Source organism: Solwaraspora sp. WMMD1047 (genome assembly GCF_029626155.1).
Lineage (GTDB): Bacteria > Actinomycetota > Actinomycetes > Mycobacteriales > Micromonosporaceae > WMMD1047.
This window is the reverse complement of record NZ_JARUBL010000001.1, coordinates 431270-457161: the sequence shown is the minus strand read 5'-3', so window position 1 is coordinate 457161 and position 25892 is coordinate 431270. Positions and strand designations below refer to the sequence as shown.

The window sequence follows — 25892 nt, the reverse complement described above, 5'->3', positions numbered from 1 at the left end:
GCGGCCGGCCGGTCAGGAGATCGGCGGCGGCATCGGGCGGCGCAGCACCACGAGCTGGGCGATCGCCGAGGCGGCGATCGCCAGCACCAACGGCCACGGCGTGCCGACCAGGGCATAGAGGAGGACCAGGCCGGGTCCGGCCAGCACGGCGTAGATCGACAACCCGAGCCCGCGGTCCCGCCGCACCAGCGCCGGCAGCAGCGTCCCCAGCAGGCCCGGCAACCGCCGGCCCACGCTCCACAGCAGGACGAAGCCGGCGACCGCCGCCAGCACCGCGAAGAGCCGGGAGATGGCCGCGTTGCCGGCCGCCAGGCAGGCGACCAGCACGGTCGCCGCGACCGCGTAGCCGGCCCCGTACCCGACGAGCTGCCGCAGGCCCTCGGCGACCGGGGGCCGCCCGACCGGCGCGCCACCGGCCGATCGGCCCGGCGCCCCGGGCGGCGGCGGCCCGGGACTCACCGGCGACCCTGGGCTGAAGGGCGTCCCTGGACTCACGGGCGACCCCGGAGTCACCGGCGGCCCGGGACTCGCGGGGGGCGCCGGACTCACCGGGGGCGCCCCGGCGGGTGGCGGCGGGGGCGGTGGGGGTGGCAGCAGGGCTGCCGCCTCGGCCAGTTCGGCCAGCGCCAGCGAGTAACGGCGCGACTCCAGCCGGATCACCCCGACGTCGCTCGTCACCTCGGCGAGTTCGGGATCGAGCCGCAGCGCCTCCCGGTAACCCCGTTCAGCCAGGTCGAACAGGCCCAACCGGGCCGACACCAGGCCGAGCACCAGATGGTTCTGCGCGTCCGCCGGCCCGAGTTCCACACTGCGCCAGGCCGCGTTGAGCGCGACCTGTCCGTTGCGCGCCTCGGCCAGGATCGCCGCCGCGCTGCGCTGGGCGTACGGGTCCGCGGGACCGGTGGTGAGCAGGAGGTCCGCCAGCTGAGCCGCCTCGCCGAACCGGCGCAGATCGATCAGGGCGAACGCCCGGGTGACAAGCGTCGCCGGCTCGGCGGGCGCGGCGGCCAACGCCGCGTCCACCGCGGCGAGCGCGTCGGCGGGCCGGTCACCGGCGAGGTGCACCCGCGCCAACAGCACGGCGGCCGCGCCGTCGCCGGGCGACAGCGCGAGCGCGAAACCGAGTTCGGCGGCCGCCTCGTCGTAGCGGCCCAACTCGGCGAGGAGCCCGGCCCGCTGGAGGTAGCCGTCGAAATCGGCGGGTGGGTCGGCTTCGCTGGACACGGCCCGAGAGTAGCCAATGACGCCCGCCGCCGACGCCACCACCGGCCCCGCCGACGCCGGTCCAGGTTGTCGGCCGGCGTCGCCTCGGTGCCGGCCCCGCCGACGCCGGCCCAGGTGGTCGGCCGGCCGGCGTCGGCCCTGCCGATGCCGGCCCGGGTGCCGGCCGCGCTGCCGGATCGGGTCAGGACCCGGTGGGGACCACCAGGGCCACCGCCACGCCCGCCAGTCCCTCGGCCCGGCCGGTGAGGCCGAGTCCGTCGGTCGTGGTGCCCGAGACCGCCACCGGGGCGCCGACCGCTTCGCCGAGCAACCGCTGCGCCTCGGCCCGCCGCGGCCCGATCTTCGGCCGTACCCCGATCACCTGGATCGAGATGTTGCCGATCTCGAAGCCGGCGGCCCGGACCCGGCGGGCGGCCTCGGCCAGCAGCAGCACCCCCCGCGCGCCGGCCCACTCCGGCTCGGCGACACCGAAGTTGGCGCCGAGATCGCCGAGCGAGGCGGCGGCGAACAGCGCGTCGCACGCGGCGTGCGCGGCCACGTCACCGTCGGAGTGCCCGGCCAGCCCGGTCTCGCCCGGCCAGTACAGGCCGGCCACCCAGCACTCCCGGTCGGGGGCGAACGCGTGCACGTCGGTGCCCACACCGACCCGGGGAACGATCACCTCGGCAGCCTACGCGGCCGATCGGGTCAGCCGGTGGCGAGCAGGTGCTCGGCCAGCGCCAGGTCGAACGGTTGGGTGATCTTCATGGCGTACGCCGAACCGGGCACGCACTTCACCCGTACCCCGTGCTTTTCGACCAGGCCGGCGTCGTCGGTGAGCGGGCCAGCGGCGGCGGCGTGCGCCGCGGCCAACACCGACCGGCGGAAGCCCTGCGGGGTCTGGACGGCGCGCAACGTGCCCCGGTCCACGGTGCCGAGCACCATCTCGTCGGCCGACACCTCCTTGATGGTGTCGACCACCGGCAGCACCGGGATGACCGCGTCGGTGCCGGCGCGGACCGCCGCGCCGACCGACTCGAAGAGCAGCGTCGGGGCGAGCGCCCGGGCCGCGTCGTGCACCAGGATGATCTCCGGACCCGCCGGCACCGCCCGCAGGGCCGCCGCCACGGACTCCTGTCGGTGGGCGCCGCCGGGTACCACGGTCACGTCGGCGACCCCGGCCAGCAGCTGCCGGACGGCGCCGGTCTCGGCCGGCGGGGCCGCCACCACGATCACCCGCACCGACGGCGCGGCGGCAATTCGCCGAACGGCGTGGACCAGCAGCGATTCACCGGCCAGCGGACGGAGGGCCTTCGGCGCACCCGGGCCGAGCCGGACCCCGGCACCGGCGGCCGGAACGAGGACCGCGACGTCACCGCACGGATTGAGCTGCGCGGTCACGTCGCGGTCCTTGGATTTTTCACGTGGTACGTGTTTCACACAGAGGGTTGGGCGGTCGCCTATGCCTCGGTGAGCACCTTGTCGAGAAGCGATTCCGCCTCGTCCTTGGTGCTCTTCTCAGCCAGCGCGACCTCGCCGACCAGGATGTCGCGGGCCTTGGCGAGCATCCGCTTCTCGCCCGCCGACAGACCCCGCTCGCGCTCCCGACGCCACAGGTCACGAACGACCTCGGCGACCTTGAGCGGGTTGCCGGAGGCCAGCTTTTCCAGATTCGCCTTGTAACGCCGCGACCAGTTGGTCGGCTCCTCGGTGTGCGGGGCACGAAGAACATCGAAGACCTTGCCCAGGCCTTCCTCGCCGACCACCTCGCGCACACCGACGATCTCGGCATTCTCGGCCGGCACCCGCACCGTCAGGTCACCCTGAGCGACCCTGAGGACGAGGTACTGCTTCTCCTCGCCCTTGACGACCCGAGTCTCGATTGCCTCGATGAGTGCGGCCCCGTGGTGGGGGTAAACAACGGTCTCGCCGACACTGAAAACCATAGGTTCGAAACCCCTTTCGCTGTGTCTAGCGTAACACGGGCAGGCCCTGGTGTCCCACCACAGGCCCGACCGTAAGCGCAGCTCAGAGGCCCTGTGAGAGGTCTTTCTCCGGCTTGACAGGACACGGAACCCCGGAAACCGACACTCTGCGTAACTTCTAGGTCACCAGCTGGCAAGGCCGGGACGGAAAAATCCGATCTAGGGCGTTCCGGCGGTTCAAGCATATCTCTCCCCCTTAAGGGTTGGCGGGCACTAGCGGTACGAGCGGCCTTACGGGACGCTGGAGGGACAACACGATCGATCGGTGGACGACCAGGGGGGCGCGATGAGCACCTCGGGCAACGGCGACGGATGGCCCGACGGCGGCGCATCTGACGGCCTGCCCGAGTTGCCGGCCGACTGGGGTCCGATCGTCATTCCCGACGATCCCGCCGAGCTGGCCGAGGAGTCCAGCCAGGTTCGGCACGAGCTGCGGCGGATCGCCCGCCGACGGCGCTGGCGACGGCGGCTGGGACTGTCCGGCGACGGCGGACCCTCCTCGCTGCGACTCTCGCTGCTGATCATGTCGATCGCGGTGCTCGCCACCCTGACCAGCCTCTTCGCCGCCGTCTGGTCGGGCCAACCCCGCCAGGGTCCGCCGCGGACGGCCCCCACCGGCCAGCCCGGCCGGCTACTGCCCGCCCTCGACGTGGTCGGCGAAGGAGGCGAGACCGTCCCGCTGCGCAGCCTGCTGCCTGCCATGATCATCTTCATCGACGACTGCGACTGCGTGGACGAGGTGAACACCGCCGCCCGGGTCGCGCCCCCCGGCGTGACGGTGGTGGCCCTGATCAGCGGCCAGGCCGTGCCCAGCCCGGTGCCCCGGCAACCCAGCATCGTCGCCGCGCCGGTCCGGTCACTCGCCGACCCCGCCGGCGGACTGCGCGGCTGGCTGCCACCGACCCCGGCACCCGGCAGCGCCAGCGCGATGCTGGTCGGCCCGGCCGGCCAGGTGGTCCGGATCGTGCCGACGGTCACCTCGGTCGACGACTACCGGACCGACCTCGCCGAACTGGCCACGCGCTGAGGTTAGGCGGCGCGCTGGAGCAGCGCTGCGTAGAGGGTCAGCCCCGGGCCGAACGCCAACATCACGATCCGTTCCGCCGGTCGCGTGGCCCGGCGCAACCGGTCCAGGATCAACAGGCTGGTCGGCGACGAGCAGTTGCCGTGCTCCGCCAGGGTCGCCCGGGACGCCGCCAACCCGTCGGCAGCCAGCCCCAACTCCCGCTCCACCACGTTGAGAATCCGGGGACCCCCGGGATGGACCGCCCAGCCGTCCACCTCGGACCGGGTCAGTCCGTGCCGGTCGAGGACCCCGTCCACCAGGCCACCGACGTGCGCGGCCAGCACCTGCGGGACCTTCGACGACAGCCCCATCCGGAATCCCCGGTCGGTGACGTCCCAGGTCATGTGGTCGGCCGTCGAGGTGTCGGTGACCGCGGCCACCTCGCGGACCGCGTAACCAGCGCCCACCCGGGCACCCGCGCCGGGTCGGGCCGGGCCACCCGCCGCCGGTGCGACCACCACGGCCACGGCCGCGTCGGAGAAGAGCGCGTGCGAGACGATCTGCTGGGTGTCCATCCGGGTCGCCGAGGGCTGGAGGTGCAGGCTGGTCAGCTCGGCGCAGAGCAGCAGCGCCGCCCGGCCCCGGGCGGTGACGAAGTCACCCGCCGCGCCCAGCCCGGGCAGGGCCGCGTAACAGCCCATGTGCCCGACGAACATCCGCTGGGTGTCCGGGCTCATCGCCAGATCCCGGGCGAGCAGGATGTCCAGGCCCGGAGTGGCGTACCCGGTGCAGGAGCAGACCACGAAGAGTCCGATGTCGCCGACGGCCAGCCCGGCGTCGGTGAGCGCCCGGCCGACCGCCTCCTTGCCCAACGGCAGCGCCTCGACCAGATAGCGGCGCATCCGCCGCTCGGTCGGCCACTCCGACACGTCCTCCAGCAGCGGATTCACGGCCGCCTGCCGGGTCTGGACCCCCGAGTTGGCGAAGATCCGCTCCGCCAACCCCCGGGTGGCCCCCTGGAAGTGCCGGGAGAAGAAGCCGTCCCAGAGCTCCGCCTGCGACGCCCGGGGCGGCAGCGCCACGCCGATGCCCGCGATCACCGGTGACCCGTCCACCATCTCCACCTTCCGGTCCGCCTGCCGTGCCGATGAGAAGTCAGCCGATGAGAGGTCACCGGATCGGGAAGGGGTCACCATCGGGGCGCCGAACCGTCCCGGTCCGGGTCGCCACCCAGGGCGGCCACCCCCAACCAGTCGGCGCAGACATCGGAGGTCGCCGGGTGCAGCGACCCGCACCGGGCGTCGCGGTACAGCCGCTCCAGCGGGTGTCCCCGGCGGGTCGCCGAGGTGCCCGCCGCCTCCAGCATCGACGCCGCCACCTCCGCCGCGGTCGTACCGGCCAGCAACTTCGCCCGCCACACCCACCGGTTCGTCTCCGCGTCGCCCGGGTTCTCGTCCACCCGACGCGCCGCCTCCTCGACCGTGAGTTGGGCCGCCGCCACCGCCGCGTCCGCCCGGCCGATCCTCGCCCGGACCGCCGGCAGACCGGTGAGCCCGCGCGCCGTCAGGTGCTCGACGGCGGCGTCCACCGCCGCCCGGGCCACCCCGACGTAGACCGCCGCGTAGCTGGCCACCAGCCAGTGCGGCATGAGCTGGGCGACCACCAGAGCCAGGCCCTCCACCCCACCGAGCAGCCGGTCCGCCGGCACCGTCACGTCCAGATGCAGATCGTGCGAGGCGGTGGCACGCATCCCGAGGGCGTCCCAACTCGGCTCCACCCGTAGCCCGTCCACCGTGGCGGGCACCAGAAACTGCGAGACCACCGACTGGTCTGCGGCACTGCGGGCGGCCACCAGGTAACCGTCGGCGTGGCCGGCGCCGGAACAGAAGGTCTTCGCGCCGGTGATCCGGTAGCCGTCGGCAACCGGTTGATAGCTGGTCGTCAACTGGGAGAGTCGGGAGCCGGCGCCGCGTTCGCTCATCGCCACCCCGTACCAGGATCCGGCGGCGGCCTCGGCGAGCAACCGGTCCCGGGCGGCCAGGGCCTCCTCCGGTACGCCGAGCGCCTCGGCCACCTCCTCGGTCACCGCCCCGAGCGCACCCGTGACCGAAGCGTGCATGTTGAACACCAGGGCGGTCGCGCCGTTTCCCCTGGCCAGCTCGGTGGCGACCGCGGCGTACTCGGCGAACCGCGCGCCCAGGCCGCCCAGTTCGGGCGGGACCATCAGGCCGAACAACCCGGCCGCCCGCAGGTCGGCGAAGTCCGCCACCGGGAAGCTGCCGTCCCGATCGTGCTCGGCGGCCCGGGCCGCCAACCGAGGCGCCAACCGGCGTGCCGATTCGAGCGCGTCCTGCCCCATCCCTGCCACCCTTCTGCCCGTCATCCGGCAACCGCCCGACCGGAACAACCCGCAGGTCAGCCCACCCGAACGCCCCAACCCTGGTACAACACCGCCGTCGACCAGGTCGGTACGACCCGCGGCCGACCCGCCGACCGGACCGCACCCGCACCGGCACGACCCGAAGCACCCGCCGCCCGCCGGGCCAGCCACCTCAGCGCCGGCCCGACCGCCGGCCTGATCCCCCGCACCCGCAGCGGCACCCCATGCCGGGCGCACTGCGCGACAAGCGCCGCCGAGTCCACGAACAGCCCCGGGTCGTGAATACCCCGGGGCACCCCCGGCAACCGCTCCGCCACCCGGACGGCCAGCAATCGACTCAGCGCGGTCGCGTTGAGCGTGTCCAGGACCAGCGTCCCGCCCGGCCGCAGCAGCCGGCACGCCTCGGCCACCGCGGCCCGCCAGTCCGGCACGTGCTCCAACAGCTCCCCCGCGCTCACCACGTCGGCGCAACCATCCGCCAGCGGCACCGCCGTGGCATCGCCCTGCACCGCGGCCACCCCGTGCGCCGCGGCCTGGTCCAACCCGGACCGAACCAGGTCCACTCCGACGTGCCGGTAGCCCTTGCCGGCCACGTGCGGGGCGAGCAGACCGCCGCCGCAGCCCAGGTCCACCAGCACCGCGCCCGGGCGGGTGGCCGGCGGGATCAGCCCGGCCCGGGCCTCGGCCAGCCAGTGCAGCACCGCGAACGCGCCGTCCGGCCGCCACCATTCGGCGGCCAGATCGTCGTACTGCCCCGGGTCGTTCGGCGCCCGCCGCCGGACCCCGGACCGGTCGGGCCGGCCCGCCGTCGTTCCCGAGTCCGCCACCCACATGGGATCGAGCGTGGCACGACTCCCCGGTAACAGCCAGACTTCCGGCTATGTCGCGCTTGCTGTGGGGGCTGGTCCGGGCGAGTCATCCCGAACCGGCGGTGGCGGTCACCACCATCGCCGGACTGCTCGCCTGGGGAGTGGGCCACCGACCGGCCGGGATCGCCGCGGTGGCCGCGACGGTGCTCGCCACCCAGCTCGCGGTGGGCTGGACCAACGACTGGCTGGACGCCGACCGGGACGCCCGGGTCGGGCGGGCGGACAAGCCCATCCCCGGTGCCGCCGTGCGTCGCCGCACGGTCGGAACCGCCGGGCTGCTCGCCGCCGCGGCGACCCCGGTGCTCGGGCTGACCACCAACCCCACCGCAGCGCTCTGGATCACCCTGGCGCTGATCTCCGCGCTGCTCTACAACTGGCCGCTGAAGTTCACCCCCGCCTCCGTCCTGCCGTACGCGTTCTCGTTCGGGACGTTGCCGGCCTTCGTCGTACTCGCGCTGCCCGGCGTGCCGACGCCGCCGGCCTGGCTGATCGCGGCGGGTGCGCTGCTCGGAGCCGGTGCGCACTTCGCCAACGCGCTGCCCGACCTGGCCGACGACGCCCGGACCGGCGTCCGGGGCCTGCCGCACCGGGTGGGGCCGGCCGGGTCCCGGGCGGCCGCCGCCGGGCTGCTGCTGGCCGCCACGGCGGTGCTGGTCCTCGGACCACCGGGCGCGCCCACCTGGGCGGGCGTCGCGGCGATCGGCGCCGCCGCGGTGGTGCTGCCCGTCGGCTGGTACGCCGGCCACCGGCAGGACCGCCCGGTGGCCATCTTCCGGGCGGTGATGCTGGTGGCGCTCATCGACGTGGCGCTGCTGGTCGCCAGCGGCCGCGGCCTTCAGCCCTGACCCGTGGCCAGCCCTGACCCGCGGCCCGGACCTGGCGACCGCGGCCGACTCCCCGGGTCGGCGTACGAGGGCTGATCAGCCACCACTACCCTGGAGCCCGGTCTGCGCGGGTATGGCCACCGTGCCCGGGGTCCGTCCCCGGAGCGGGGATTCGCTACGAGGAGGACCGACGTGACGCGCTCGATCAGGGGAGCCCGGCGAGGCGCCGTGCTGTTGGCCGGCGCGGCCACCACCGGGCTGCTGATGTCCGGGTGCGGGGCCGGGCAGATCGCCGAGACCGCCAACATCCGGCCGGCCGTGCCGGGCGTGAACGTGGAGACAACGGACGGACTGTTCAAGGTCCGCAACGCCATAGTCGAGTACTCCGACCCGCTCGGCTACCCGTCCGGTGGTGACGCCCCGCTGTCAATGGCCCTCTACAACGACTCGGCCCAGCCCATCACCGTCACGGTGACCACCGACAGCGCCGAGGCCGTCGTCCTGGTCGACACGACCGCGACCCCGGCTGCCACCCCCAGCCCGACCACCGCGGCCAGCCCGGACGCCTCGCCCGACCCGACCGGCGAACCGCCGGCCACCCCCACCGTCGAGCCCAGCCCCGGCGCGAGTGGCCGACCCGACCCCTCGGCCAGCCCCGGCGTGCCCGCCACCCCGGACCCGACCGTCCCCGCCACTCCCGCGCCGCCGGCCGGCGCACCGGCCCAGGTCGAGATCCCCGCCCTTGGTTACCTCCTGCTCAACGACGAGACCGGTCGAATCCTGCAACTGGTCGGGCTGGACACCGCGCTGGCCCCGGGCCGGTCGGTCAACCTGACCTTCGAGGTCAACGGGGAACGGCTGGAGACTCCGGTGCCGGTGGCGGTGCCGCAGAGCCCGGCCCCGCGCGGCTCGCTGCCGGTCGGCGACGAGGGGCACGGCGGCTGACCGGACCGCTGGAGGCGGGTCGCCGGGAATCCGTCGTACCCGTTGGCTAGCGTCGGGTGGTGAGCACCCGACCCGCGCCCCGGGGCGCGACCGCCCGCGTTCGTGAACCCCGCCCGGCGTACCAGTGTGACGCCTGCGGGCACCAGCCGCCGAAATGGGTCGGGCGGTGCCCCGAGTGCGGCGAGTGGGGCGCGGTCGTCGAGTCGACGCTCACCGGGCCGACCGTCTCCGGACGGGTGGTCAGCTCCCGCGCCCCGGCCGAACCGGCCCGGCCGATCGCCACCGTCAGCGCCGCGCCGGCGCGGGCCCGGCCCACCGGTGTCTCGGAACTCGACCGGGTGCTCGGTGGCGGGCTGGTGCCGGGGGCGGTGGTGCTGCTCGCCGGTGAGCCGGGGGTGGGCAAGTCGACCCTGCTGCTGGACGTCGCCCAGCAGTGGGCGGCCGGCGGCGGGAGCCCGTCCCTGGTGGTCAGCGGCGAGGAGTCGGTGAGTCAGGTGCGGCTGCGCGCCGAGCGGATGGGCGCCCTGCACGACCAGCTCTACCTGGCCGCCGAGAACGACCTCTCGGCGGTCCTCGGCCACCTTGACGCGGTCAAACCCGGCCTGCTGGTCCTGGACTCGGTGCAGACCATCTCGACGCCGGGCACAGACGGGGTCTCCGGCGGCGTCACCCAGGTTCGGGCGGTGACCGCCGCCCTGGTCGCGGTGGCGAAGGAACGCGGCATCGCGACCGTGCTGGTCGGCCATGTCACCAAGGACGGCCAGGTTGCCGGCCCCCGGGTGCTGGAGCACCTGGTGGATGTGGTGCTGCACTTCGAGGGCGACAAGCACTCGTCGCTGCGGATGGTGCGCGGCGTCAAGAACCGGTTCGGCACCGCCGACGAGGTCGGCTGCTTCGAGATGCACGAGGGCGGAATCAGCGGCCTGCCCGACCCGTCCGGGCTGTTCCTGACCCGTTACTCCGAGCCGGTCCCCGGCACCTGCGTGACCGTCGCGATGGAGGGCCGCCGCGCGCTCGTCACCGAGGTGCAGGCCCTGATCGGTGCGACCGTCGCCGGCTCGCCGCGACGGACCGTCTCCGGCCTGGACAGCGCCCGGCTGGCGATGGTCCTCGCCGTCCTGCAGCGCCGCACCGAGCGCCTCACCCTGCACGACAAGGAGGTCTTCGCGGCGACCGTGGGCGGCATCCGGGTGGTCGAGCCGGCCGCCGACCTGGCCGTCGCCCTCGCGGTCGCCTCCGGCGGGCTCAACCTCGCCATCGCTCCGACCCTGGTGGCGATCGGCGAGGTGGGGCTGACCGGTGAGGTGCGTCGGGTCGGCGCGGTCCCCCGCCGGCTCGCCGAGGCGGCCCGGCTGGGATTCCGGTACGCGTTGGTGCCCAGTGGTTGCGGGCCGGAGGCGACCGGCGTCGCGCCGGGGAACGTCCGCGTGATGGAAGTCACCGACGTACGATCTGCCCTGCAGAGCGCAGCGCGCGTATCAGTTGAGTAGTCGAACGGTCACGGATTTGCCAGAGCCCTTCCCGCCAGCCGCGCCGAAGGTTACAAACTGGACACTTCAGGGTCTGGCCGGCCGTCGGGACGGTCGGCCGCGGGCAGAGGAGTGAACGCATTGGCACGCGACAGTAACCGCGACAGCACCCAACGCAGGTCGGTCCGTAGAATATCCGCGTGCCCATCGACCGCGACGCGAACCGAACCGCCAGCGCGAGTCCCCAGGTGCGCACCAGCGCCGTGGGGCCGCCGGCGCGACCCGTGGGCGCCGGCGTGACCGTGACCGGCCCCGGCCTCAGCGGTGACCCGCTGCGGGCGAACCTCGCGCTGATGGCACCGGGCACCGCCCTGCGGGACGGCCTGGAGCGGATCCTGCGCGGTCGCACCGGCGCGCTCATCGTCCTCGGCTACGACAAGGTCGTCGAGACCCTCTGCACCGGCGGCTTCCCGCTCGATGTCGAGTTCTCGTCCACCCGGGTCCGGGAGCTGTGCAAGATGGACGGCGCAGTGGTGCTCTCCAGCGACGGCACCCGGATCGTCCGGGCCGCGGTGCATCTGATGCCCGATCCGTCGATCCCCACCGAGGAGTCCGGCACCCGGCACCGGACCGCCGAGCGGGTCGCCCGACAGACCGGCTACCCGGTGATATCGGTCAGCCAGTCGATGCGGATCATCAGCCTCTACGTCAACGGCCAGCGGCACGTGCTCGACGACTCGGCCGCGATCCTGTCCCGGGCGAACCAGGCGCTGGCCACCCTGGAGCGCTACAAGCTCCGACTGGATGAGGTCTCCGGCACCCTGTCGGCACTGGAGATCGAGGATCTGGTCACCGTCCGCGACGCGGTGGCCGTGGTGCAGCGGCTGGAGATGGTCCGCCGGATCGCCGACGAGATCGCCGGCTACGTGGTCGAACTCGGCACCGACGGCCGACTCCTCGCGCTGCAGCTCGACGAGCTGATGGCTGGGGTGGACGCCGACCGGACCCTGGTGATCCGGGACTATCTCCCCACCGGCCGCAAGGCGCGTACCCTCGACGAAGCCCTGGTCGAGCTGGACCTGCTCACCGCCACCGAGCTGATCGACCTGGTCGCGGTCGCCAAGGCGATCGGCTACGCCGGGGCGTCGGACGCCCTCGACGGCGCGGTCAGCCCACGCGGCTTCCGGCTGCTCGCCAAGGTGCCCCGGCTGCCCGGCACGGTCGTCGACCGGCTGGTCGGCCACTTCGGCAGTCTTCAACGGCTGCTCGGGGCCACCGTCGAGGACCTGCAGGCGGTCGACGGGGTCGGCGACGCCCGGGCCCGCGGAGTCCGGGAGGGCCTATCCCGGCTCGCCGAAGCGTCCATCCTGGAACGCTACGTCTGACCGGCTACCCGGGCCGGCCCAGGCGGCTAGCCGGTGAGGGTGAGCTGGACGGGCTCGCTGCGCTTGGTCCCGAGCCGCCCGAAGACCTGGTAGTCGCCGGCCGCCGGGACCGGCCCGTTGGCAACCCCGTCCGCGCAGCGGGTGACGTCCTTGCCGTTCCAGGCCACCCGGTACTCGTGCGCCAGCCCCGGCGTGAAGGTCACCACGTTCGACTCACCCGGCGGGCTGCAGGTGTCCGACGACCAGACGACCTGTGCGCCGATCCGGATGTAGACCTCCTGGAGCTGGGACCCCACGTCCCGCTCACAGGTGCGGTCGGAGGCGTTCCTGATCTTCAGGCGCACCTCGATGGTTGCCCCGCGCTTGATCGACGACTGGGACGGCACCGGAACGACCGACATCTCCTCGTCGGTGCAGGAGCCCGCAGCGGGCGGCGGAATCACCGGGACGGTGGCATCGCCGGCGGGTGGGGCCGCCGGCCCACCACCGGCCGGCGGCTCGCCGCCCGGATCCTCCCCGGCGTCGCCGGCCGCCGGCGGGCCGGTCTCCGGGGTGAGCAGGGGGCCGCCGGCCCCGGACTCCGGCGGGTTCGCGGTCGGGGTCGAGGTCGGTGCGGAACCGGGATCGGCACCCGAGCCGCCCGGGCCGGTGCAGGAGTAGACGAGCACGATCAGGAAGAGCAACGCGGCACCGAGTACGACCGCTCGACGCCGCCAGTAGACGGCGGGGGGCAGGGGGCCAACCGTCAGACGCATGGTGTCCCACCGTATCGGGGCCGGCTCTGTTGATCGTCACGACGCGCCGGCCGTACCGGGCCGACGCCCACCGCCGGCGTCACAGGTACGTCTTCCGCTGGTGCACGGCCCGCGCGCCGGAAACCCGGTCCAGAAAGAGCAGGCCGGCACAGTGATCGATCTCGTGCTGCAGCGCGCGGGCCTCGAACCCGTCGGTGACCAGCCGCACCGGCCGGCCGGTCCCGGGCAGCAGGCCCTCGACCACCAGCCGGGTCGCCCGCTTCACGTCGCCGGTCAGGTCGGGCACCGACATGCAGCCCTCCCGGCCGGGCCGCCACCGGGTGGCTTCGACGATCCGGGCGTTGCAGAGCGCGAAGGTGCCGTGACCGGTCACCGTCTTGGGGTGTCCGGTCACGTCGACCGCGAAGAGCCGGGCGCCGACGCCCACCTGTGGCGCCGCGAGACCGACGCAGCCCGGGGAGACCCGCATCGTGGCGATCAGGTCGGCCGCCAGCCGGACCACCTCCTCGGCCTGCGGGTCCACCTCGGGTCCACCCTGGCTGAGCACCGCGTCCGGCGCGGTGATCACCTTCCGGACCTGGCCGGGCGCACCGAGCATCGCCGGGGTCCAGTCACCGAGCCCGGACTCCTGCGGGGTCAAAGCAGATCCGAATCGACCGGCCGGAGGGTGACCTCCACTTCGAGGCCGGTCGCCACCTCGGCCAGCCGGGCGGCCAACGCGTCGGCCGTGTTGGGGGGCAGTTCCACCTCGGCGATCAGGACGTAGAGCGGGCCGGAGAGCCGGGTGGTCAGGTCGGTGACGTTCCCGCCCGCTTCGGCGACCACCCGGGTGACGGCGGCCACGATGCCGAGCCGGTCCGCGCCGTGCACGGCCACCAGGTACGGCTCACCGACCGGCGGCGACGCGGCCTCCTCGGAGTCGACGGCCCGGACGGTCGCGAGCAACTGGCCGTCGGCGGCGAGCGGGGCGAGCACGGCCTCCGCCTCCCCGACCGTCGGTCCGGTACAGACCAGGGTCATGGCGAAGTGGCCCCGCAGCCGGGTCATTGTCGAATCGGTGAGGTTGGCGCCGACCCGGGCGAGCAGTTCGGCGACGTCCGCCACGATGCCGGGCCGGTCCCGGCCGATCACCGTGATCGCGAGGTCGTCCATCCCGGAATTGTCCCGGATCCCGCCGGCCGGGGTACCGGCGGGCGGTGGGGTGGCCAAAGGTCGGGATGCCCGCCGGAGTGGGCCCGTGCGGCCGTGACAGGATCGACGGCGCGATGACCGAGACGATGCGATGACCGAGACGTACGGCGCCGAGCCGCGGCAGACACTGGCCGCCACGGCGATCAGGTGGTTCGACGAGCACGCCCGGGAACTGCCGTGGCGGGAACCGGGCGTCGGCGCCTGGGCGATCCTGGTCAGTGAGATCATGCTGCAGCAGACCCCGGTGGTCCGGGTGTTGCCGGTCTGGCGGGCCTGGCTGGAGCGCTGGCCCACACCGGCCGCGCTGGCCTCGGCCAGTCCGGCCGAGGCGATCCGGCTCTGGGGCCGGCTCGGCTACCCGCGCCGGGCCCTCCGGCTGCGGGACTGCGCGGTGGCGGTGGTGGAGCGCCACGGCGGCGAGGTGCCGGACGATCTGGACGCCCTGCTGGCGCTGCCCGGGGTGGGCAGCTACACAGCCAGGGCGGTGGCGGCCTTCGCCTACGGCCAGCGGCACCCGGTCGTGGACACCAACGTGCGCCGGCTGGTGGCCCGCGCGGTGGCCGGCGAACCGGACGCCGGCCCGACCACCCGTCCCGCGGATCTGGTTGCCACGGCCGAGTTGCTCCCGGCGGAGCCCGCGGTGGCGGCCCGGGCCAGCGCGGCGTTCATGGAGCTCGGGGCGGTGGTCTGCACGGCCCGCAGCCCGCGCTGCGCGGACTGTCCGTTGATCGCGGACTGCGCCTGGCGGGCGGTCGGGCGGCCGGCATCGACCGGCCCGAGTCGCCGACCCCAGGCGTACGCGGGAACCGATCGCCAGGTACGCGGAATGCTGCTCGCGGTGCTGCGGGAATCCACCGGCCCGGTCCCGGCCGACCGGCTGGACCTGGTCTGGGCCGATGACGTCCAGCGGCGCCGGGCGCTTGCCGGGCTGGTCGACGACGGGTTGGTGGAACCGGTGGCCGGCGGTTACGCGCTGGCCGGCGACCGCCCGGCTTAGCGCCGGGACGCTGTCCCAACCGGCCCGGGCAACAACCGGCCCGGGCAACGGCCGAGGGCCGGGGTCAGCGGCGTCTGCCGCTGACCCCGGCCCTCGGGTCGTACTCGCCTGCCGTGCCGGTGGTGGCTAGGCCGCCGGCTGTTCGTCGGCCCCGGCGGCTGCCGTGCCACCGAGGTCGGCCGGCACCGCGTCGGGCACCTCGACCGGCTTCTCCGCGCCCCGGAACACCAGCTTGGACTTGTCGGTGTCGGTCGGGTCGCCCTCGCAGTCCACGACCACGATCTGGCCGGGCGTGAGTTCGTTGAAGAGGATCCGCTCGGAGAGGTTGTCCTCGATGTCGCGCTGGATCGTCCGGCGCAGTGGCCGGGCGCCCAGCACCGGGTCGAAGCCCTTACGTGCCAGGTACCGCTTGGCGTTCTCGGTCAGCTCCAGCCCCATGTCCTTGTTGCGGAGCTGGGTCTCGATCCGCTGGATCATCACGTCCACGATCGACAGGATCTCCACCTCGGTGAGCTGGTGGAAGACGATCGTGTCGTCGATCCGGTTCAGGAACTCCGGCCGGAAGTGCTGCTTCAGCTCGTCGTTGACCTTCTGCTTCATCCGCTCGTAGTTCGACTCCGAGTCCTCGGATGCCTGGAAGCCCAGCGACACGGCCTTGGCCACGTCGCGGGTGCCCAGGTTGGTGGTCAGGATGATGACCGTGTTCTTGAAGTCCACGATCCGGCCCTGACCATCAGTGAGCCGCCCGTCCTCCAGGATCTGCAGCAACGTGTTGAACACGTCCGGGTGGGCCTTCTCGATCTCGTCGAACAACACCACCGAGAACGGCCGCCGCCGCACCTTCTCCGTCAGCTGACCACCCTCGTCGTACCCCACATACCCGGGAGGCGCACCCACCAGCCGCGACACCGTGTACCGGTCATGGAACTCCGACATGTCCAACTGGATCAACGCGTCCTCGGACCCGAACAGGAACTCCGCCAGAGCCTTCGACAACTCCGTCTTACCCACACCCGACGGACCCGCGAAGATGAACGAACCAGACGGCCGCTTCGGATCCTTCAACCCGGCCCGCGTCCGCCGGATCGCCTTCGACACCGCCTTCACCGCGTCTTCCTGGCCGACGACCCGCTTGTGCAGCTCGTCCTCCATCCGCAGCAGGCGGGCGGTCTCCTCCTCGGTCAACTTGTACACCGGGATACCGGTCCAGTTCGCCAACACCTCAGCGATCTGCTCATCATCGACCTCGGACACCACGTCCAGATCGCCGGCCTTCCACTCCTTCTCCCGCTGCGCCTTCTGACCCAGCAGCTGCTTCTCCTTGTCCCGCAACTGCGCAGCCCGCTCGAAGTCCTGCGCGTCGATCGCCGACTCCTTGTCCCGACGCACCTGAGCGATCCGCTCATCAAAATCACGCAGATCCGGCGGCGCGGTCATCCGACGAATCCGCATCCGCGCACCCGCCTCATCGATCAGATCGATCGCCTTGTCCGGCAGGAACCGATCCGAGATGTACCGGTCGGCCAACGTCGCCGCCGCCACCAACGCCGCATCCGTGATGCTCACCCGATGATGCGCCTCATACCGATCCCGCAGACCCTTCAGAATCTCAATGGTGTGCGCCAGCGACGGCTCGCCCACCTGGATCGGCTGGAACCGCCGCTCCAGGGCGGCGTCCTTCTCCAGGTGCTTGCGGTACTCGTCGAGGGTGGTGGCCCCGATGGTCTGCAGCTCGCCGCGGGCCAGCATCGGCTTGAGAATGCTCGCCGCGTCGATCGCGCCCTCGGCGGCACCGGCACCGACGAGGGTGTGGATCTCGTCGATGAACAGGATGATGTCGCCGCGGGTCCGGATCTCCTTGAGCACCTTCTTCAGCCGCTCCTCGAAGTCACCGCGGTAGCGGGAACCGGCGACCAGCGCGCCCAGATCCAGCGTGTAGAGCTGCTTGTCCTTCAGCGTCTCGGGCACCTCGCCCTTGACGATCCGCTGGGACAGCCCCTCGACCACGGCGGTCTTGCCGACGCCGGGCTCACCGATCAGGACCGGGTTGTTCTTGGTCCGGCGGGAGAGCACCTGCATCACCCGCTCGATCTCCTTCTCCCGCCCGATCACCGGGTCGAGCTTGCCCTCGCGGGCGGCCTGGGTCAGGTTGCGGCCGAACTGGTCCAGCACCAGGCTGGTCGACGGCGCTGCCTCACCAGGCGCGGCACCGGCGGCGGCTGGCTCCTTGCCCTGGTAGCCGGAGAGGAGCTGGATCACCTGCTGACGGACCCGGTTCAGATCCGCACCCAGCTTGACCAGCACCTGGGCCGCGACACCCTCACCCTCCCGGATCAACCCCAGCAGGATGTGCTCCGTACCGATGTAGTTGTGGCCGAGCTGCAACGCCTCACGCAGGGACAGCTCCAGCACCTTCTTGGCCCGCGGCGTGAACGGAATGTGCCCGCTCGGCGCCTGCTGACCCTGACCGATGATCTCCTCAACCTGCTGACGCACGCCCTCCAGCGAGATCCCCAGACTCTCCAGGGCCTTCGCCGCGACGCCCTCACCCTCATGGATGAGACCCAACAGGATGTGCTCCGTACCGATGTAGTTGTGGTTGAGCATCCGGGCTTCTTCTTGAGCCAGGACGACAACTCGCCGCGCTCGGTCGGTGAACCGCTCGAACATGCCCTCGTGCTCCTCACGTGCCGTGCGCACTCGATCTTGATGGTCCAAGTATCTTGGCGGGGCCGGTGCCCGGCCGCCCCGGACGGACGACCGTGCTTCCTTACTCTATCGTCGCGAACCGACTCATCCGAGGCCCTGTGTGCTGGACCGAGCCACGTCGCACGATGTTTTGACCAACCACCCGCGCTCAACCGCTGTTCCGGACCCCTGCCCTGTACGCGCAGAGCGAAATCCGCCAGCGTGGGCGACCCTGCCCCGCCGGACCCTCGGCTGTCCACAGGCTGTGGAAAATCTCGTCCACTGGTTGTGGATAACGCCGCCGGAACCACCTTCGTTCCCGGTCGAACCACGGCAAGCCGGGCGTGTCGGGCAATCATGCCCCGCCCGAGCCACGGCGACCACCTCTCGGGCGGTCAGCGGTTTCGCCGGCCACGGTATAACGCCCAAAGCACCCAAGGGGCTCGAAAGGCGAAGAAGTACGCAGCGACTCACGCGGTCGCGCCGGGCCGGGAGGGCATGCCCCCGACCCGGCGCGCAACCGCGCCAGCGTCCGACGGCCACCAGGCCGTCAACCGCGGAGCCTCAGCGGCCGGCCTTGGCGTGGTACTCGTCGACGATCTCCTGCGGGATGCGGCCCCGGTCCGAGATCTCCCGGCCCTCCTTCTTGGCCCACGCCCGGATCGCCTTGTTCTGCTCGCGGTCGGCGGTCGCGCCGCCTCGGCCGCGAGCCGCCCGGCCACCCACCACCACGCCACCCCGGCCCACCCGGGAGCCGGCGGCCACGTACGGGGCGAATAGGTCCCGCAATTTACCGGCGTTCTTCTTCGACAGGTCGATCTCGTACTGAACGCCGTCGAGCGAGAACTTGACCGTCTCGTCCGCGTCGCCGCCGTCGAGGTCATCGACCAGCTTGTGAATGATCTGCTTAGCCACGTGCCGCCAATCCTCTCGCGCAGGTCCTAGGTTCCCCCGTAAACAAGAGCACAATAGCGCTTAAGATGCTTGCCTCGTCAATAGGACCCGGAAATTACTCATGGAGAACGGCCCGACTACTCCGCGCGGACCAACGGGAAGAGGATCGTTTCCCGAATTCCCAGGCCGGTGAGGGCCATCAGGAGCCGGTCGATTCCCATTCCCATGCCGCCGGCCGGTGGCATTCCGTACTCCATCGCGCGCAGAAAGTCCTCATCCAGGCGCATCGCCTCGTCGTCGCCGTTGGCCGCGAGCTGCGCCTGGGCCAGCAGCCGCTCCCGCTGCACGACCGGGTCGACCAGTTCAGAGTAGGCGGTGCCGAGCTCGAAGCCCCGGACGTAGAGGTCCCATTTTTCGGTCAGCCCCGGCTGGTCCCGGTGGCCGCGGGTCAACGGGCTGGTCTCCTCCGGGTAGTCCCGCACGAAAGTCGGCTGCTGCAGGCCCGGCACGACCAGCTCCTCGAAGAGCTCCTCGGCCAGCTTGCCCGGTCCCCACTTCGGGTCGACCGACAGGCCGACCTTTTCGGCGTACCGCACGAGCTGCGCCCGGTCGGTCCCAACCGTCACTTCCTCCCCGAGCGCCTCGGAAAGCACCCCGTAGAGCGTCACCGACCGCCACTGCCCGCCGAGGTCGAACTCGCTGCCATCGGCGTGCGTCACCACGTGAGACCCGGCGACGGCCTGGGCCGCCGCCTGGACCAGTTCCCGAGTCAGGGTCGCCATGGTGTCGTAGTCGCCGTAAGCCTCGTAGACCTCCAGCATCGCGAACTCCGGCGAGTGGGAGGAGTCGACGCCCTCATTGCGGAAGTTCCGGTTGATCTCGAAGACCCGCTCGATGCCGCCGACCACCGCCCGCTTGAGGAAAAGCTCCGGGGCGATTCTCAGGTAGAGATCCGTACCCAATGCATTGCTGTGCGTAACGAATGGCCGGGCCGCCGCGCCCCCGTGCAGGAGCTGCAGCATCGGCGTCTCCACCTCCAAAAACGCACGTCGATGCAGCGAGTCCCGCAGCGCCCGCACCACGGTGGCCCGGGTACGGACCGTCTGCCGGGCCAGCGGCCGGGTGATCAGATCGACGTAGCGTTGCCGGACCCTGGCCTCCTCGCTGAGCGGCCGGTGCGCCACCGGCAGCGGGCGCAGCGCCTTGGCGGTGGTCACCCAGCCGTCCGCGAGCACGGAGAGCTCCCCCCGCCGGCTGGTGATCACCTCGCCGGTCACCCCGACGTGGTCACCCAGGTCGACGAGCCGCTTCCAGTCGGCGAGCCGATCCGCGCCGACCCGGTCCAGGGAGAGCATCGCCTGCAGCTCGGTGCCGTCGCCCTCCCGCAGGGTGGCGAAGCAGAGCTTGCCGGTGTTCCGGATGAAGATCACCCGCCCGGTCACCGAGACGAGGTCACCGGTGGCGGTGTCCGTTGGCAGGTCGCCGTAGCGGGCGCGGAGCTCCGCGAGAGTCGCCGTCCGGGCGAACCCCACCGGGTACGGCTCGACGCCGTCGGCGATCATCCGGTCCCGCTTCTCCCGGCGGACCCGCATCTGCTCGGGAAGATCGTCGACGGGCTCGGCGGGGGCGGGGGTCTGCTCGGTCACGGCACGCTTCCTCAGGAGAACGATTGTCGGAGTTCGGCCCCGAGCGTACTCAAGTGCCGAGCCGGCAGTTACCGGATAACCTCCCGGCCATGGTCGAGCACACCCACGCCCGGTCGTTCGGGACGGCCGCGTCCGCCTACGACCGGTACCGGCCCGGCTATCCGGCCCCGGCCGTCGAATGGGCAGCTGGGGACCACCCGCCCGGGCGGGTCGTCGATCTCGGCGCGGGCACCGGCATCCTGACCCGGGTCCTGCTGGAACTCGGCTACACCGCCGTACCGGTGGAGCCGGACGAGGAGATGCGGGCGCAACTGGCGCTCGCCACCCCGGGCACGACGGCGCTGGTCGGCACCGCGGAGGACGTCCCGGTCGCCGACGGCAGCGTCGACGCGGTTCTGTCGGCCCAGGCGTACCACTGGTTCGATCGGGAGCCGGCGCACGCCGAAGCCGCCCGGGTGCTGCGCCCCGGCGGCACCCTCGCCGCCATCTGGAACGACCGCGACCCCACCGTCGCCTGGACCGCGACGCTCACCGCGATCGCCGAGGAGATCGTCGGGGGTTGGGGGCTCGGCGGGACACAGGACGGGGTCGACTCCTTCGGCGTCGAGTTCGGACCGGTCGAGCGGGCCGAGTTCCGGCACTCCACCTGGCACACGCCCGACTCGCTGGTCGCGCTGATGGCGACCCGCTCCTACTACCTGACCGCCGCGCCCGACGACCAGCGCGCGATGGACGCGGCGGTACGCGAACTCGCCGCCAGCCACCCGGACCTCGCCGGCCGGGACCGTTTCGAACTGCCGTACCGGACGAGCTGTTACCGGGCCCGCCGCCGCTGACCGTCAGAGGTTGCGCTCGTACACCATCCGCAGGCCGATCAGGGTGATCATCGGTTCGTGGTGGGTGACCGTCCGGCACTCGCCGATCACCAGCGGCGCCAGGCCGCCGGTGGCGATCACCGCCCGCACCTGCCCGAGCTCCTCGGTCATCCGCTCGACGATGCGGTCCACCTGACCGGCGAAGCCGAAGTACATCCCGGCCTGCAGACACTCGACGGTGTTCTTCCCGATCACCGAACGCGGCTTGGTCGCCTCCACCTTGCGCAGCTGAGCGGCCCGGGCCGCCAGCGCGTCGAAGGAGATCTCGATCCCGGGCGCGAACGCGCCGCCGAGGAACTCGCCGCGCGCACTGATCACGTCGAAGTTGGTCGTCGTACCGAAGTCGACCACGATGGACGGCCCGCCGAACAGGTGGAACGCCGCCAGCGTGTTGACCACCCGGTCCGAGCCGACCTCCTTGGGGTTGTCGATCGCCAACTGCACCCCGGTCTTCACACCGGGCTCCACCACCACGTGCGGAATGTCCTGGTAGTACCGGCTCAGCATGGCCCGCAGCGAGCGCAGCGCGGCCGGCACGGTGGAGCAGGCCGCCACCCCGGTGATCTCGACCGCGTCCCCGGCGAGCAGCCCCCGGAACATCAGCCCCAGCTCGTCCGCGGTGGACCGGGCGTCGGTCTTGACCCGCCAGGAGTGGACCAGCTTCTCGCCCTCGAAGGTCGCCAGCACGGTGTTGGTGTTGCCGATGTCAATGCAGAGCAGCATCTGTCAGTCCCGGTCGGAGTCTCGGAGATCCAGCGCGATGTCGAGGATCGGCGACGAGTGGGTCAACGCCCCGACCGAAAGGTAGTCCACGCCGGTGGCCGCGTACCGCGCCGCGGCCGCCAGGGTCAGCCCGCCGGTGGCCTCCAACTCGGCCCGGTCACCGACCGCCGCCACCACCTCGGCCAGCAGCTCCGGGGACATGTTGTCGCAGAGCAGGAAGTCGGCGCCCGCCCCGACCGCCTCCTCGGCCTCGCCGACGGTGGTCACCTCGACCTGCACCGGCACGTCCGGGAACCGCTCCCGGACCCGCCGGTACGCCGCCCCGATGCCGCCGGCCGCCAGCTTGTGGTTGTCCTTGATCATCGCGACGTCGTAGAGGCCCATCCGCTTGTTGCCGCCGCCACCCGCGCGCACCGCGTACTTCTCCAGGATCCGCAGCCCGGGAGTGGTCTTGCGGGTGTCCAGCACCTGCGCCTTCCCGCCGGCCAGCGCCTCGGTCCAGGCCCGGGTGTGGGTGGCCACCCCGGACATCCGGGTGAGCAGGTTCAGCGCGGTGCGCTCGGCGGTGAGCAGCGCCCGGGTGGGGCCGGTGACCGTGGCCAGTACCGCGCCGCGGGCCACCGCCGCGCCGTCGCGGGCGGTGCGGACCACCGACACGGTACGCCCGCCCACCACGTCGAAGACCGCCGCCGCGACGGTCAACCCGGCCACCACGCCGGCCTCGCGGGCGACCAACTCGGCGGTGTCGACCTGGTCCGCCGGGATGGTGGCCACGCTCGTCACGTCCAGCCCGGCCGGCCCGAGGTCCTCGGCCAGCGCGGTACGCACGATCCGCTCCACCTCGACCGGGTCCAGCCCGTCGGCCCGCAACGCCTCGATGATCGCCGGTGTCATCCCAACGCCTCCCAGTCCTGCCGCAGTACGCCGGCCGGCCCGAGCGAGCCGACCAGATGCCCGAGCCAACGCGGGTCTGGCTCCGGATGGTCCTCCCGCCAGTGACAGCCCCTGGTCTCCCGGCGGGCGTACGCCGCGTCGACCAGGGCCGCCGCCACGGTGACCAGGTTCGTCGCCTCCCAGCTCGCGGTCTCCGGCCGGCCCCGGGTGTCGCCCAGCCCGGTCAGGGCCGCGCCGGCCCCGCGCAACGACTCCGCCGACCGCAGCACCCCGGCGCCGCGCGACATCGCCGACCCCAATCCGGTACGCACACCCGGGTCGACCACCCAGCCGACGCCCCCGGTCCACGCCCCGCCCGGTGCAGGCTCAACCGGTGCCGGCAGGTCCCGGGCGATGTCCTCGGCGATCCGGCGGGAGAAGACCAGCCCCTCCAGCAGCGAGTTGCTCGCCAGCCGGTTCGCGCCGTGCACGCCGGTGCAGGCGACCTCGCCGCAGGCGTACAGGCCGGGGATGGAGGTCCGGCCGTGCCGGTCGGTGCGGACGCCGCCGGAGGCGTAGTGGGCGGCCGGCGCCACCGGGATCGGGTCGGTGGCCGGGTCGATCCCGGCGGCCAGGCAGGAGGCCACGATGGTCGGGAACCGGCTGGCCAGAAACTCCGCGCCGAGGTGCCGGGCTTCCAGGTAGACGTGGTCGGAGCCGGTGGCCAGCAGCACCCGGTGAATGCCCTTGGCCACCACGTCCCGTGGGGCCAGTTCGGCCTGTTCGTGCTGGCCGACCATGAACCGCTTGCCGTCGCCGTCGACGAGGTGGGCGCCCTCCCCGCGCAGCGCCTCCGAGACCAGCGGCTGCTGGCCCTGCCCGGCCCCGGGCACGAGCAGCGCGGTGGGGTGGAACTGGACGAACTCGATGTCGGTGACCGCCGCGCCGGCCCGCAACGCCAATGCCACGCCGTCGCCGGTGGAGACGGTCGGGTTGGTGGTGGCGGCGAAGACCTGGCCCATCCCGCCGGTGGCCAGCACCACCGCCCGGGCCAGGACGGCGCCGACCCCGTCCGCGCTGCCCTCGCCGAGCACGTGCAGGGTCACCCCGCACGCCCGGCCGGTGCCGGCCGGGCCGGGGGCGCGCAGCAGGTCCAGCACCAGGGCGTGCTCGACCAGCCGGATCCACGGGTCCCGGCCGACCGCCGCGTGCAGCGCCCGCTGCACCTCGACGCCGGTGGCGTCGCCGCCGGCGTGCACGATCCGGTCGGCCCGGTGGCCGCCCTCCCGGGTCAGCATCAGCGTCCCGTCGGGGTGCCGGTCGAACTCGGCGCCCAGCCGGACCAGCTCCCGCAGCCGGGTCGGCCCCTCCTCGACGAGCAGCCGGACGGCCTCGGGGTCGCAGAGCCCGACCCCGGCGATCTCGGTGTCCCGGGCGTGCGCCGCCGGGGTGTCCAGCGGGTCCAGCACGGCCGCGATCCCGCCCTGCGCCCACCGGGTGGAGCCGTCGTCGATGTTCACCTTCGTGACGACGGTGACGTGCAGGCCGGCTTCCCGCAGGTGCAGCGCCGCGGTGAGGCCGGCGATCCCGGACCCCACCACCACCACGTCGGTGGTCTCCACCCAGCCGGGGGCCGGCGCGGCGAGCAGCGCCGGAAGGCTCGGCAGGGGCGGTCGCGGTGCTGGCTGATCCATTCCCACAGTCAACCGCGCCGGGTGGCCCCGGCGCAGCGCGGGGCGTAGAGAAGTGGGCCAGGCCGCTCGCTCAGGCCCGCCGGACCGGTAGGCCGGCCGGTCCGGCGCCCTTGGCCGATCGGGTGAACGTCGTGTCGTTGCGCCAGAGATAGCACCGCACCCCACGGTTGCCGGCCCGCCACTCCGCCTCGCTGGCCGGCAGGACCACCACCCCGGCCCGGGCCCGCAGGTTCCGGTCCTTCGGCACCTGGGCGTACCCGGCGAGGACGTTGTAGCACTCGGTGTAGAACCGCGCCCACTCGCCGTCCCGGGCCGGATAGTCGAGGTCCGCCGGCGCCCGCCAGACCCCGACGAACTCGCCGTTGTGCCGCTGGTCGCAGCCGACCGGCGACATCTTCTCGATCCGGCCGGTCCCGGTCAGGTCGACCGTGTAGCAGGTGAGTCGCAGCGGTGAGGACTCGACAAGCGCATCGCGCAGGCTGGCCTCCCGGGCGGCCGGCCTGGCCCGCCCCTCGATGTCGGTCATCTCCCGCAGGTCGCAGCGGAACCACCGGGCACCGGCGGTCCAGGCCACCGGCGTCGGCAGCGCCACGCCCAGCCACAGCCGGCCGTGCCGCCACTCGTCGCCGACGTACTCCCGGGCTTTGCCGTCGCACTCGGTGTAGGCGGCGGCGAGCTCGGCCGAGTCGCGGGCCGGCGGCGCGGGCAGCCCGGCCGCGGCGTCGGCGAAGGTGCCGACGTGCACCGTCTCCACCTGGTGCGGGCTGACGCACTCGACCGGCTGGTGGTCGGCCAGGGCCACCGTCTCGGCGAAGGCCCCGGGATGGCAGACCCCGGCGGCCGGCACGAACGGTCCCGCCTCGGGCAGCGCCGGCCAGTCGTCGATGAGTGCTCCGTCCACCCCGGCCGGGTTGCCGCAGCCGGTAAGCGCGATCCCGGCCGCGACGGTCAGCGCCACGGCGCTCAGCCAACGACGCATCGCGTCCCTCCCCAGGGCACCGAGATTCCGGCTCGACGCCCTCCAGGTTACGCGGGCGGACCGGAAAAGTTACCCACGCGAACCGGTGAGCAGGCCGCCCGGCACCGGGTCACCAACCATGCCGGGGACCGCGCCGGCCGGGTCGGCACCCAGCTCGATGATCCGGTTGGCCGCGTCCACATGCACCACCCGGGGACGGTAGGCGGCCGCCTCGGCGTCGTCGAACTGGCCGTACGCGATCAGGATGACCAGATCCCCGGGGTGCACCAGGTGCGCCGCGGCACCGTTGATGCCGATCACGCCACTGCCCCGCTCGCCCGGGATGACGTACGTCTCCAGCCGGGCGCCGTTCGTCACGTCGACGATCGCCACCTGTTCGCCGGGCAGCAGGTCGGCCGCTTCGAGCAGCTCGGTGTCCACGGTCACCGAACCGACGTAGTGCAGGTCGGCCTGGGTCACGGTGGCCCGGTGGATCTTCGACTTGAGCATGGTGCGAAGCATCGGTTTCCTT

The 25892-nt window shown here is 72.8% G+C and carries 25 protein-coding genes; 7 read left to right on the top strand and 18 right to left on the bottom strand.

Translation table 11 applies throughout. From position 1 onward, the window contains the following. Nucleotides 1-12: 12 nt before the first annotated feature. The 4 genes from O7627_RS02110 to O7627_RS02095 form a co-directional block, all read right to left on the bottom strand. Nucleotides 13-1224, bottom strand: coding sequence for a tetratricopeptide repeat protein (locus O7627_RS02110; protein ID WP_278091810.1), 1212 nt, complete (start codon nt 1222-1224; stop codon nt 13-15). Nucleotides 1225-1405: 181 nt separating this feature from the next. Further along, nucleotides 1406-1885, bottom strand: a complete 480-nt coding sequence (ispF, locus tag O7627_RS02105; RefSeq protein WP_278091809.1) for a 2-C-methyl-D-erythritol 2,4-cyclodiphosphate synthase — start codon at nt 1883-1885, stop codon at nt 1406-1408. Between the two features lie 26 nt (nt 1886-1911). After that, the gene (gene ispD, locus O7627_RS02100) at nt 1912-2604 is read right to left on the bottom strand and encodes a 2-C-methyl-D-erythritol 4-phosphate cytidylyltransferase (RefSeq protein WP_278091808.1); all 693 of its coding nucleotides are present in this window, start codon (nt 2602-2604) and stop codon (nt 1912-1914) included. A 59-nt stretch (nt 2605-2663) separates the two neighbouring features. Beyond that, nucleotides 2664-3149: a CarD family transcriptional regulator gene (locus O7627_RS02095; protein ID WP_278091807.1), complete on the bottom strand. Its 486-nt coding sequence runs from the start codon at nt 3147-3149 to the stop codon at nt 2664-2666. A 304-nt stretch (nt 3150-3453) separates the two neighbouring features. On the opposite strand from O7627_RS02095, the gene O7627_RS02090 reads away from it, so the two are divergent. Then, a complete protein-coding gene (locus O7627_RS02090) occupies nt 3454-4215 on the top strand; it encodes a hypothetical protein (RefSeq protein WP_278091806.1) in 762 nt (253 codons plus the stop codon). 2 nt (nt 4216-4217) lie between these two features. On the opposite strand, the gene O7627_RS02085 is transcribed toward O7627_RS02090, so the two are convergent. The 3 genes from O7627_RS02085 to O7627_RS02075 all read right to left on the bottom strand — a co-directional run bounded on the left by O7627_RS02085 (nt 4218) and on the right by O7627_RS02075 (nt 7407). Further along, nucleotides 4218-5312, bottom strand: a complete 1095-nt coding sequence (locus tag O7627_RS02085; RefSeq protein ID WP_278091805.1) for a type III polyketide synthase — start codon at nt 5310-5312, stop codon at nt 4218-4220. A 71-nt stretch (nt 5313-5383) separates the two neighbouring features. Beyond that, entirely contained in the window at nt 5384-6553 is a 1170-nt protein-coding gene (locus O7627_RS02080) for an acyl-CoA dehydrogenase family protein (protein ID WP_278091804.1), read from the bottom strand. A 56-nt stretch (nt 6554-6609) separates the two neighbouring features. Further along, on the bottom strand, nt 6610-7407 hold the full coding sequence (locus tag O7627_RS02075) for a methyltransferase domain-containing protein (RefSeq protein ID WP_278091803.1): 798 nt from the start codon (nt 7405-7407) through the stop codon (nt 6610-6612). 47 nt (nt 7408-7454) lie between these two features. Between O7627_RS02075 and O7627_RS02070 the strand changes: the two genes are divergently transcribed. The 4 genes from O7627_RS02070 to disA all read left to right on the top strand — a co-directional run bounded on the left by O7627_RS02070 (nt 7455) and on the right by disA (nt 12066). Further along, a complete protein-coding gene (locus tag O7627_RS02070) occupies nt 7455-8288 on the top strand; it encodes a UbiA family prenyltransferase (protein WP_278091802.1) in 834 nt (277 codons plus the stop codon). 171 nt (nt 8289-8459) lie between these two features. Further along, entirely contained in the window at nt 8460-9212 is a 753-nt protein-coding gene (locus O7627_RS02065; protein WP_278091801.1) for a hypothetical protein, read from the top strand. Between the two features lie 59 nt (nt 9213-9271). Beyond that, nucleotides 9272-10702 carry a DNA repair protein RadA gene (gene radA, locus O7627_RS02060; RefSeq protein ID WP_278091800.1) on the top strand — a complete coding sequence of 477 codons (1431 nt, stop codon included), beginning with the start codon at nt 9272-9274 and terminating at the stop codon, nt 10700-10702. Nucleotides 10703-10881: 179 nt separating this feature from the next. After that, a complete protein-coding gene (gene disA / locus O7627_RS02055) occupies nt 10882-12066 on the top strand; it encodes a DNA integrity scanning diadenylate cyclase DisA (protein ID WP_278091799.1) in 1185 nt (394 codons plus the stop codon). Between the two features lie 26 nt (nt 12067-12092). Here disA and O7627_RS02050 read toward each other — a convergent pair whose 3' ends face one another. From O7627_RS02050 to O7627_RS02040, 3 genes are all read right to left on the bottom strand, one after another. Continuing rightward, nucleotides 12093-12821 carry a hypothetical protein gene (locus O7627_RS02050; protein WP_278091798.1) on the bottom strand — a complete coding sequence of 243 codons (729 nt, stop codon included), beginning with the start codon at nt 12819-12821 and terminating at the stop codon, nt 12093-12095. 79 nt (nt 12822-12900) lie between these two features. Continuing rightward, entirely contained in the window at nt 12901-13461 is a 561-nt protein-coding gene (locus O7627_RS02045) for a peptide deformylase (protein ID WP_278091797.1), read from the bottom strand. Further along, nucleotides 13458-13973: an ACT domain-containing protein gene (locus O7627_RS02040; RefSeq protein WP_278091796.1), complete on the bottom strand. Its 516-nt coding sequence runs from the start codon at nt 13971-13973 to the stop codon at nt 13458-13460. Before O7627_RS02040 ends, O7627_RS02045 begins: the two co-directional genes overlap by 4 nt. A gap of 130 nt (nt 13974-14103) precedes the next feature. On the opposite strand from O7627_RS02040, the gene O7627_RS02035 reads away from it, so the two are divergent. After that, nucleotides 14104-15009 (top strand): A/G-specific adenine glycosylase, encoded by a 906-nt coding sequence (locus O7627_RS02035; protein WP_278091795.1) that lies wholly within the window; start codon nt 14104-14106, stop codon nt 15007-15009. A gap of 126 nt (nt 15010-15135) precedes the next feature. Here the strand turns inward: O7627_RS02035 and O7627_RS02030 are convergent, their stop codons facing one another. The 3 genes from O7627_RS02030 to lysS form a co-directional block, all read right to left on the bottom strand. Continuing rightward, nucleotides 15136-17679 carry an ATP-dependent Clp protease ATP-binding subunit gene (locus O7627_RS02030; protein ID WP_278098119.1) on the bottom strand — a complete coding sequence of 848 codons (2544 nt, stop codon included), beginning with the start codon at nt 17677-17679 and terminating at the stop codon, nt 15136-15138. A 582-nt stretch (nt 17680-18261) separates the two neighbouring features. Beyond that, nucleotides 18262-18612: an Lsr2 family protein gene (locus O7627_RS02025; protein WP_278091794.1), complete on the bottom strand. Its 351-nt coding sequence runs from the start codon at nt 18610-18612 to the stop codon at nt 18262-18264. Between the two features lie 116 nt (nt 18613-18728). Continuing rightward, entirely contained in the window at nt 18729-20237 is a 1509-nt protein-coding gene (lysS, locus tag O7627_RS02020; RefSeq protein ID WP_278091793.1) for a lysine--tRNA ligase, read from the bottom strand. Nucleotides 20238-20326: 89 nt separating this feature from the next. Between lysS and O7627_RS02015 the strand changes: the two genes are divergently transcribed. Next, nucleotides 20327-21073, top strand: a complete 747-nt coding sequence (locus O7627_RS02015; protein WP_278091792.1) for a class I SAM-dependent methyltransferase — start codon at nt 20327-20329, stop codon at nt 21071-21073. A 3-nt stretch (nt 21074-21076) separates the two neighbouring features. Here O7627_RS02015 and O7627_RS02010 read toward each other — a convergent pair whose 3' ends face one another. The 5 genes from O7627_RS02010 to panD all read right to left on the bottom strand — a co-directional run bounded on the left by O7627_RS02010 (nt 21077) and on the right by panD (nt 25882). After that, nucleotides 21077-21835, bottom strand: a complete 759-nt coding sequence (locus O7627_RS02010; RefSeq protein WP_278091791.1) for a type III pantothenate kinase — start codon at nt 21833-21835, stop codon at nt 21077-21079. Nucleotides 21836-21838: 3 nt separating this feature from the next. Beyond that, entirely contained in the window at nt 21839-22729 is an 891-nt protein-coding gene (gene nadC / locus O7627_RS02005) for a carboxylating nicotinate-nucleotide diphosphorylase (protein WP_278091790.1), read from the bottom strand. Beyond that, on the bottom strand, nt 22726-24402 hold the full coding sequence (locus O7627_RS02000; RefSeq protein WP_278091789.1) for an L-aspartate oxidase: 1677 nt from the start codon (nt 24400-24402) through the stop codon (nt 22726-22728). The genes nadC and O7627_RS02000 overlap by 4 nt, the downstream gene beginning before the upstream one ends. A 70-nt stretch (nt 24403-24472) precedes the next feature. Next, nucleotides 24473-25381 (bottom strand): septum formation family protein, encoded by a 909-nt coding sequence (locus O7627_RS01995; protein ID WP_278091788.1) that lies wholly within the window; start codon nt 25379-25381, stop codon nt 24473-24475. A 69-nt stretch (nt 25382-25450) separates the two neighbouring features. Beyond that, nucleotides 25451-25882, bottom strand: a complete 432-nt coding sequence (gene panD / locus O7627_RS01990; protein ID WP_278091787.1) for an aspartate 1-decarboxylase — start codon at nt 25880-25882, stop codon at nt 25451-25453. Nucleotides 25883-25892: the final 10 nt, after the last annotated feature.

Coding starts and splice junctions, on each gene's coding strand:
- O7627_RS02095 (WP_278091807.1), bottom strand. CDS start 3,149: ATGGTTTTCAGTGTCGGCGAGACCGTTGTTTACCCCCACCACGGGGCC.
- O7627_RS02085 (WP_278091805.1), bottom strand. CDS start 5,312: ATGGTGGACGGGTCACCGGTGATCGCGGGCATCGGCGTGGCGCTGCCG.
- O7627_RS02080 (WP_278091804.1), bottom strand. CDS start 6,553: ATGGGGCAGGACGCGCTCGAATCGGCACGCCGGTTGGCGCCTCGGTTG.
- O7627_RS02075 (WP_278091803.1), bottom strand. CDS start 7,407: ATGTGGGTGGCGGACTCGGGAACGACGGCGGGCCGGCCCGACCGGTCC.
- O7627_RS02070 (WP_278091802.1), top strand. CDS start 7,455: ATGTCGCGCTTGCTGTGGGGGCTGGTCCGGGCGAGTCATCCCGAACCG.
- O7627_RS02050 (WP_278091798.1), bottom strand. CDS start 12,821: ATGCGTCTGACGGTTGGCCCCCTGCCCCCCGCCGTCTACTGGCGGCGT.
- O7627_RS02040 (WP_278091796.1), bottom strand. CDS start 13,973: ATGGACGACCTCGCGATCACGGTGATCGGCCGGGACCGGCCCGGCATC.
- O7627_RS02035 (WP_278091795.1), top strand. CDS start 14,104: ATGACCGAGACGTACGGCGCCGAGCCGCGGCAGACACTGGCCGCCACG.
- O7627_RS02030 (WP_278098119.1), bottom strand. CDS start 17,679: ATGTTCGAGCGGTTCACCGACCGAGCGCGGCGAGTTGTCGTCCTGGCT.
- O7627_RS02015 (WP_278091792.1), top strand. CDS start 20,327: ATGGTCGAGCACACCCACGCCCGGTCGTTCGGGACGGCCGCGTCCGCC.
- O7627_RS02010 (WP_278091791.1), bottom strand. CDS start 21,835: ATGCTGCTCTGCATTGACATCGGCAACACCAACACCGTGCTGGCGACC.
- nadC (WP_278091790.1), bottom strand. CDS start 22,729: ATGACACCGGCGATCATCGAGGCGTTGCGGGCCGACGGGCTGGACCCG.
- O7627_RS02000 (WP_278091789.1), bottom strand. CDS start 24,402: ATGGATCAGCCAGCACCGCGACCGCCCCTGCCGAGCCTTCCGGCGCTG.
- O7627_RS01995 (WP_278091788.1), bottom strand. CDS start 25,381: ATGCGTCGTTGGCTGAGCGCCGTGGCGCTGACCGTCGCGGCCGGGATC.
- panD (WP_278091787.1), bottom strand. CDS start 25,882: ATGCTTCGCACCATGCTCAAGTCGAAGATCCACCGGGCCACCGTGACC.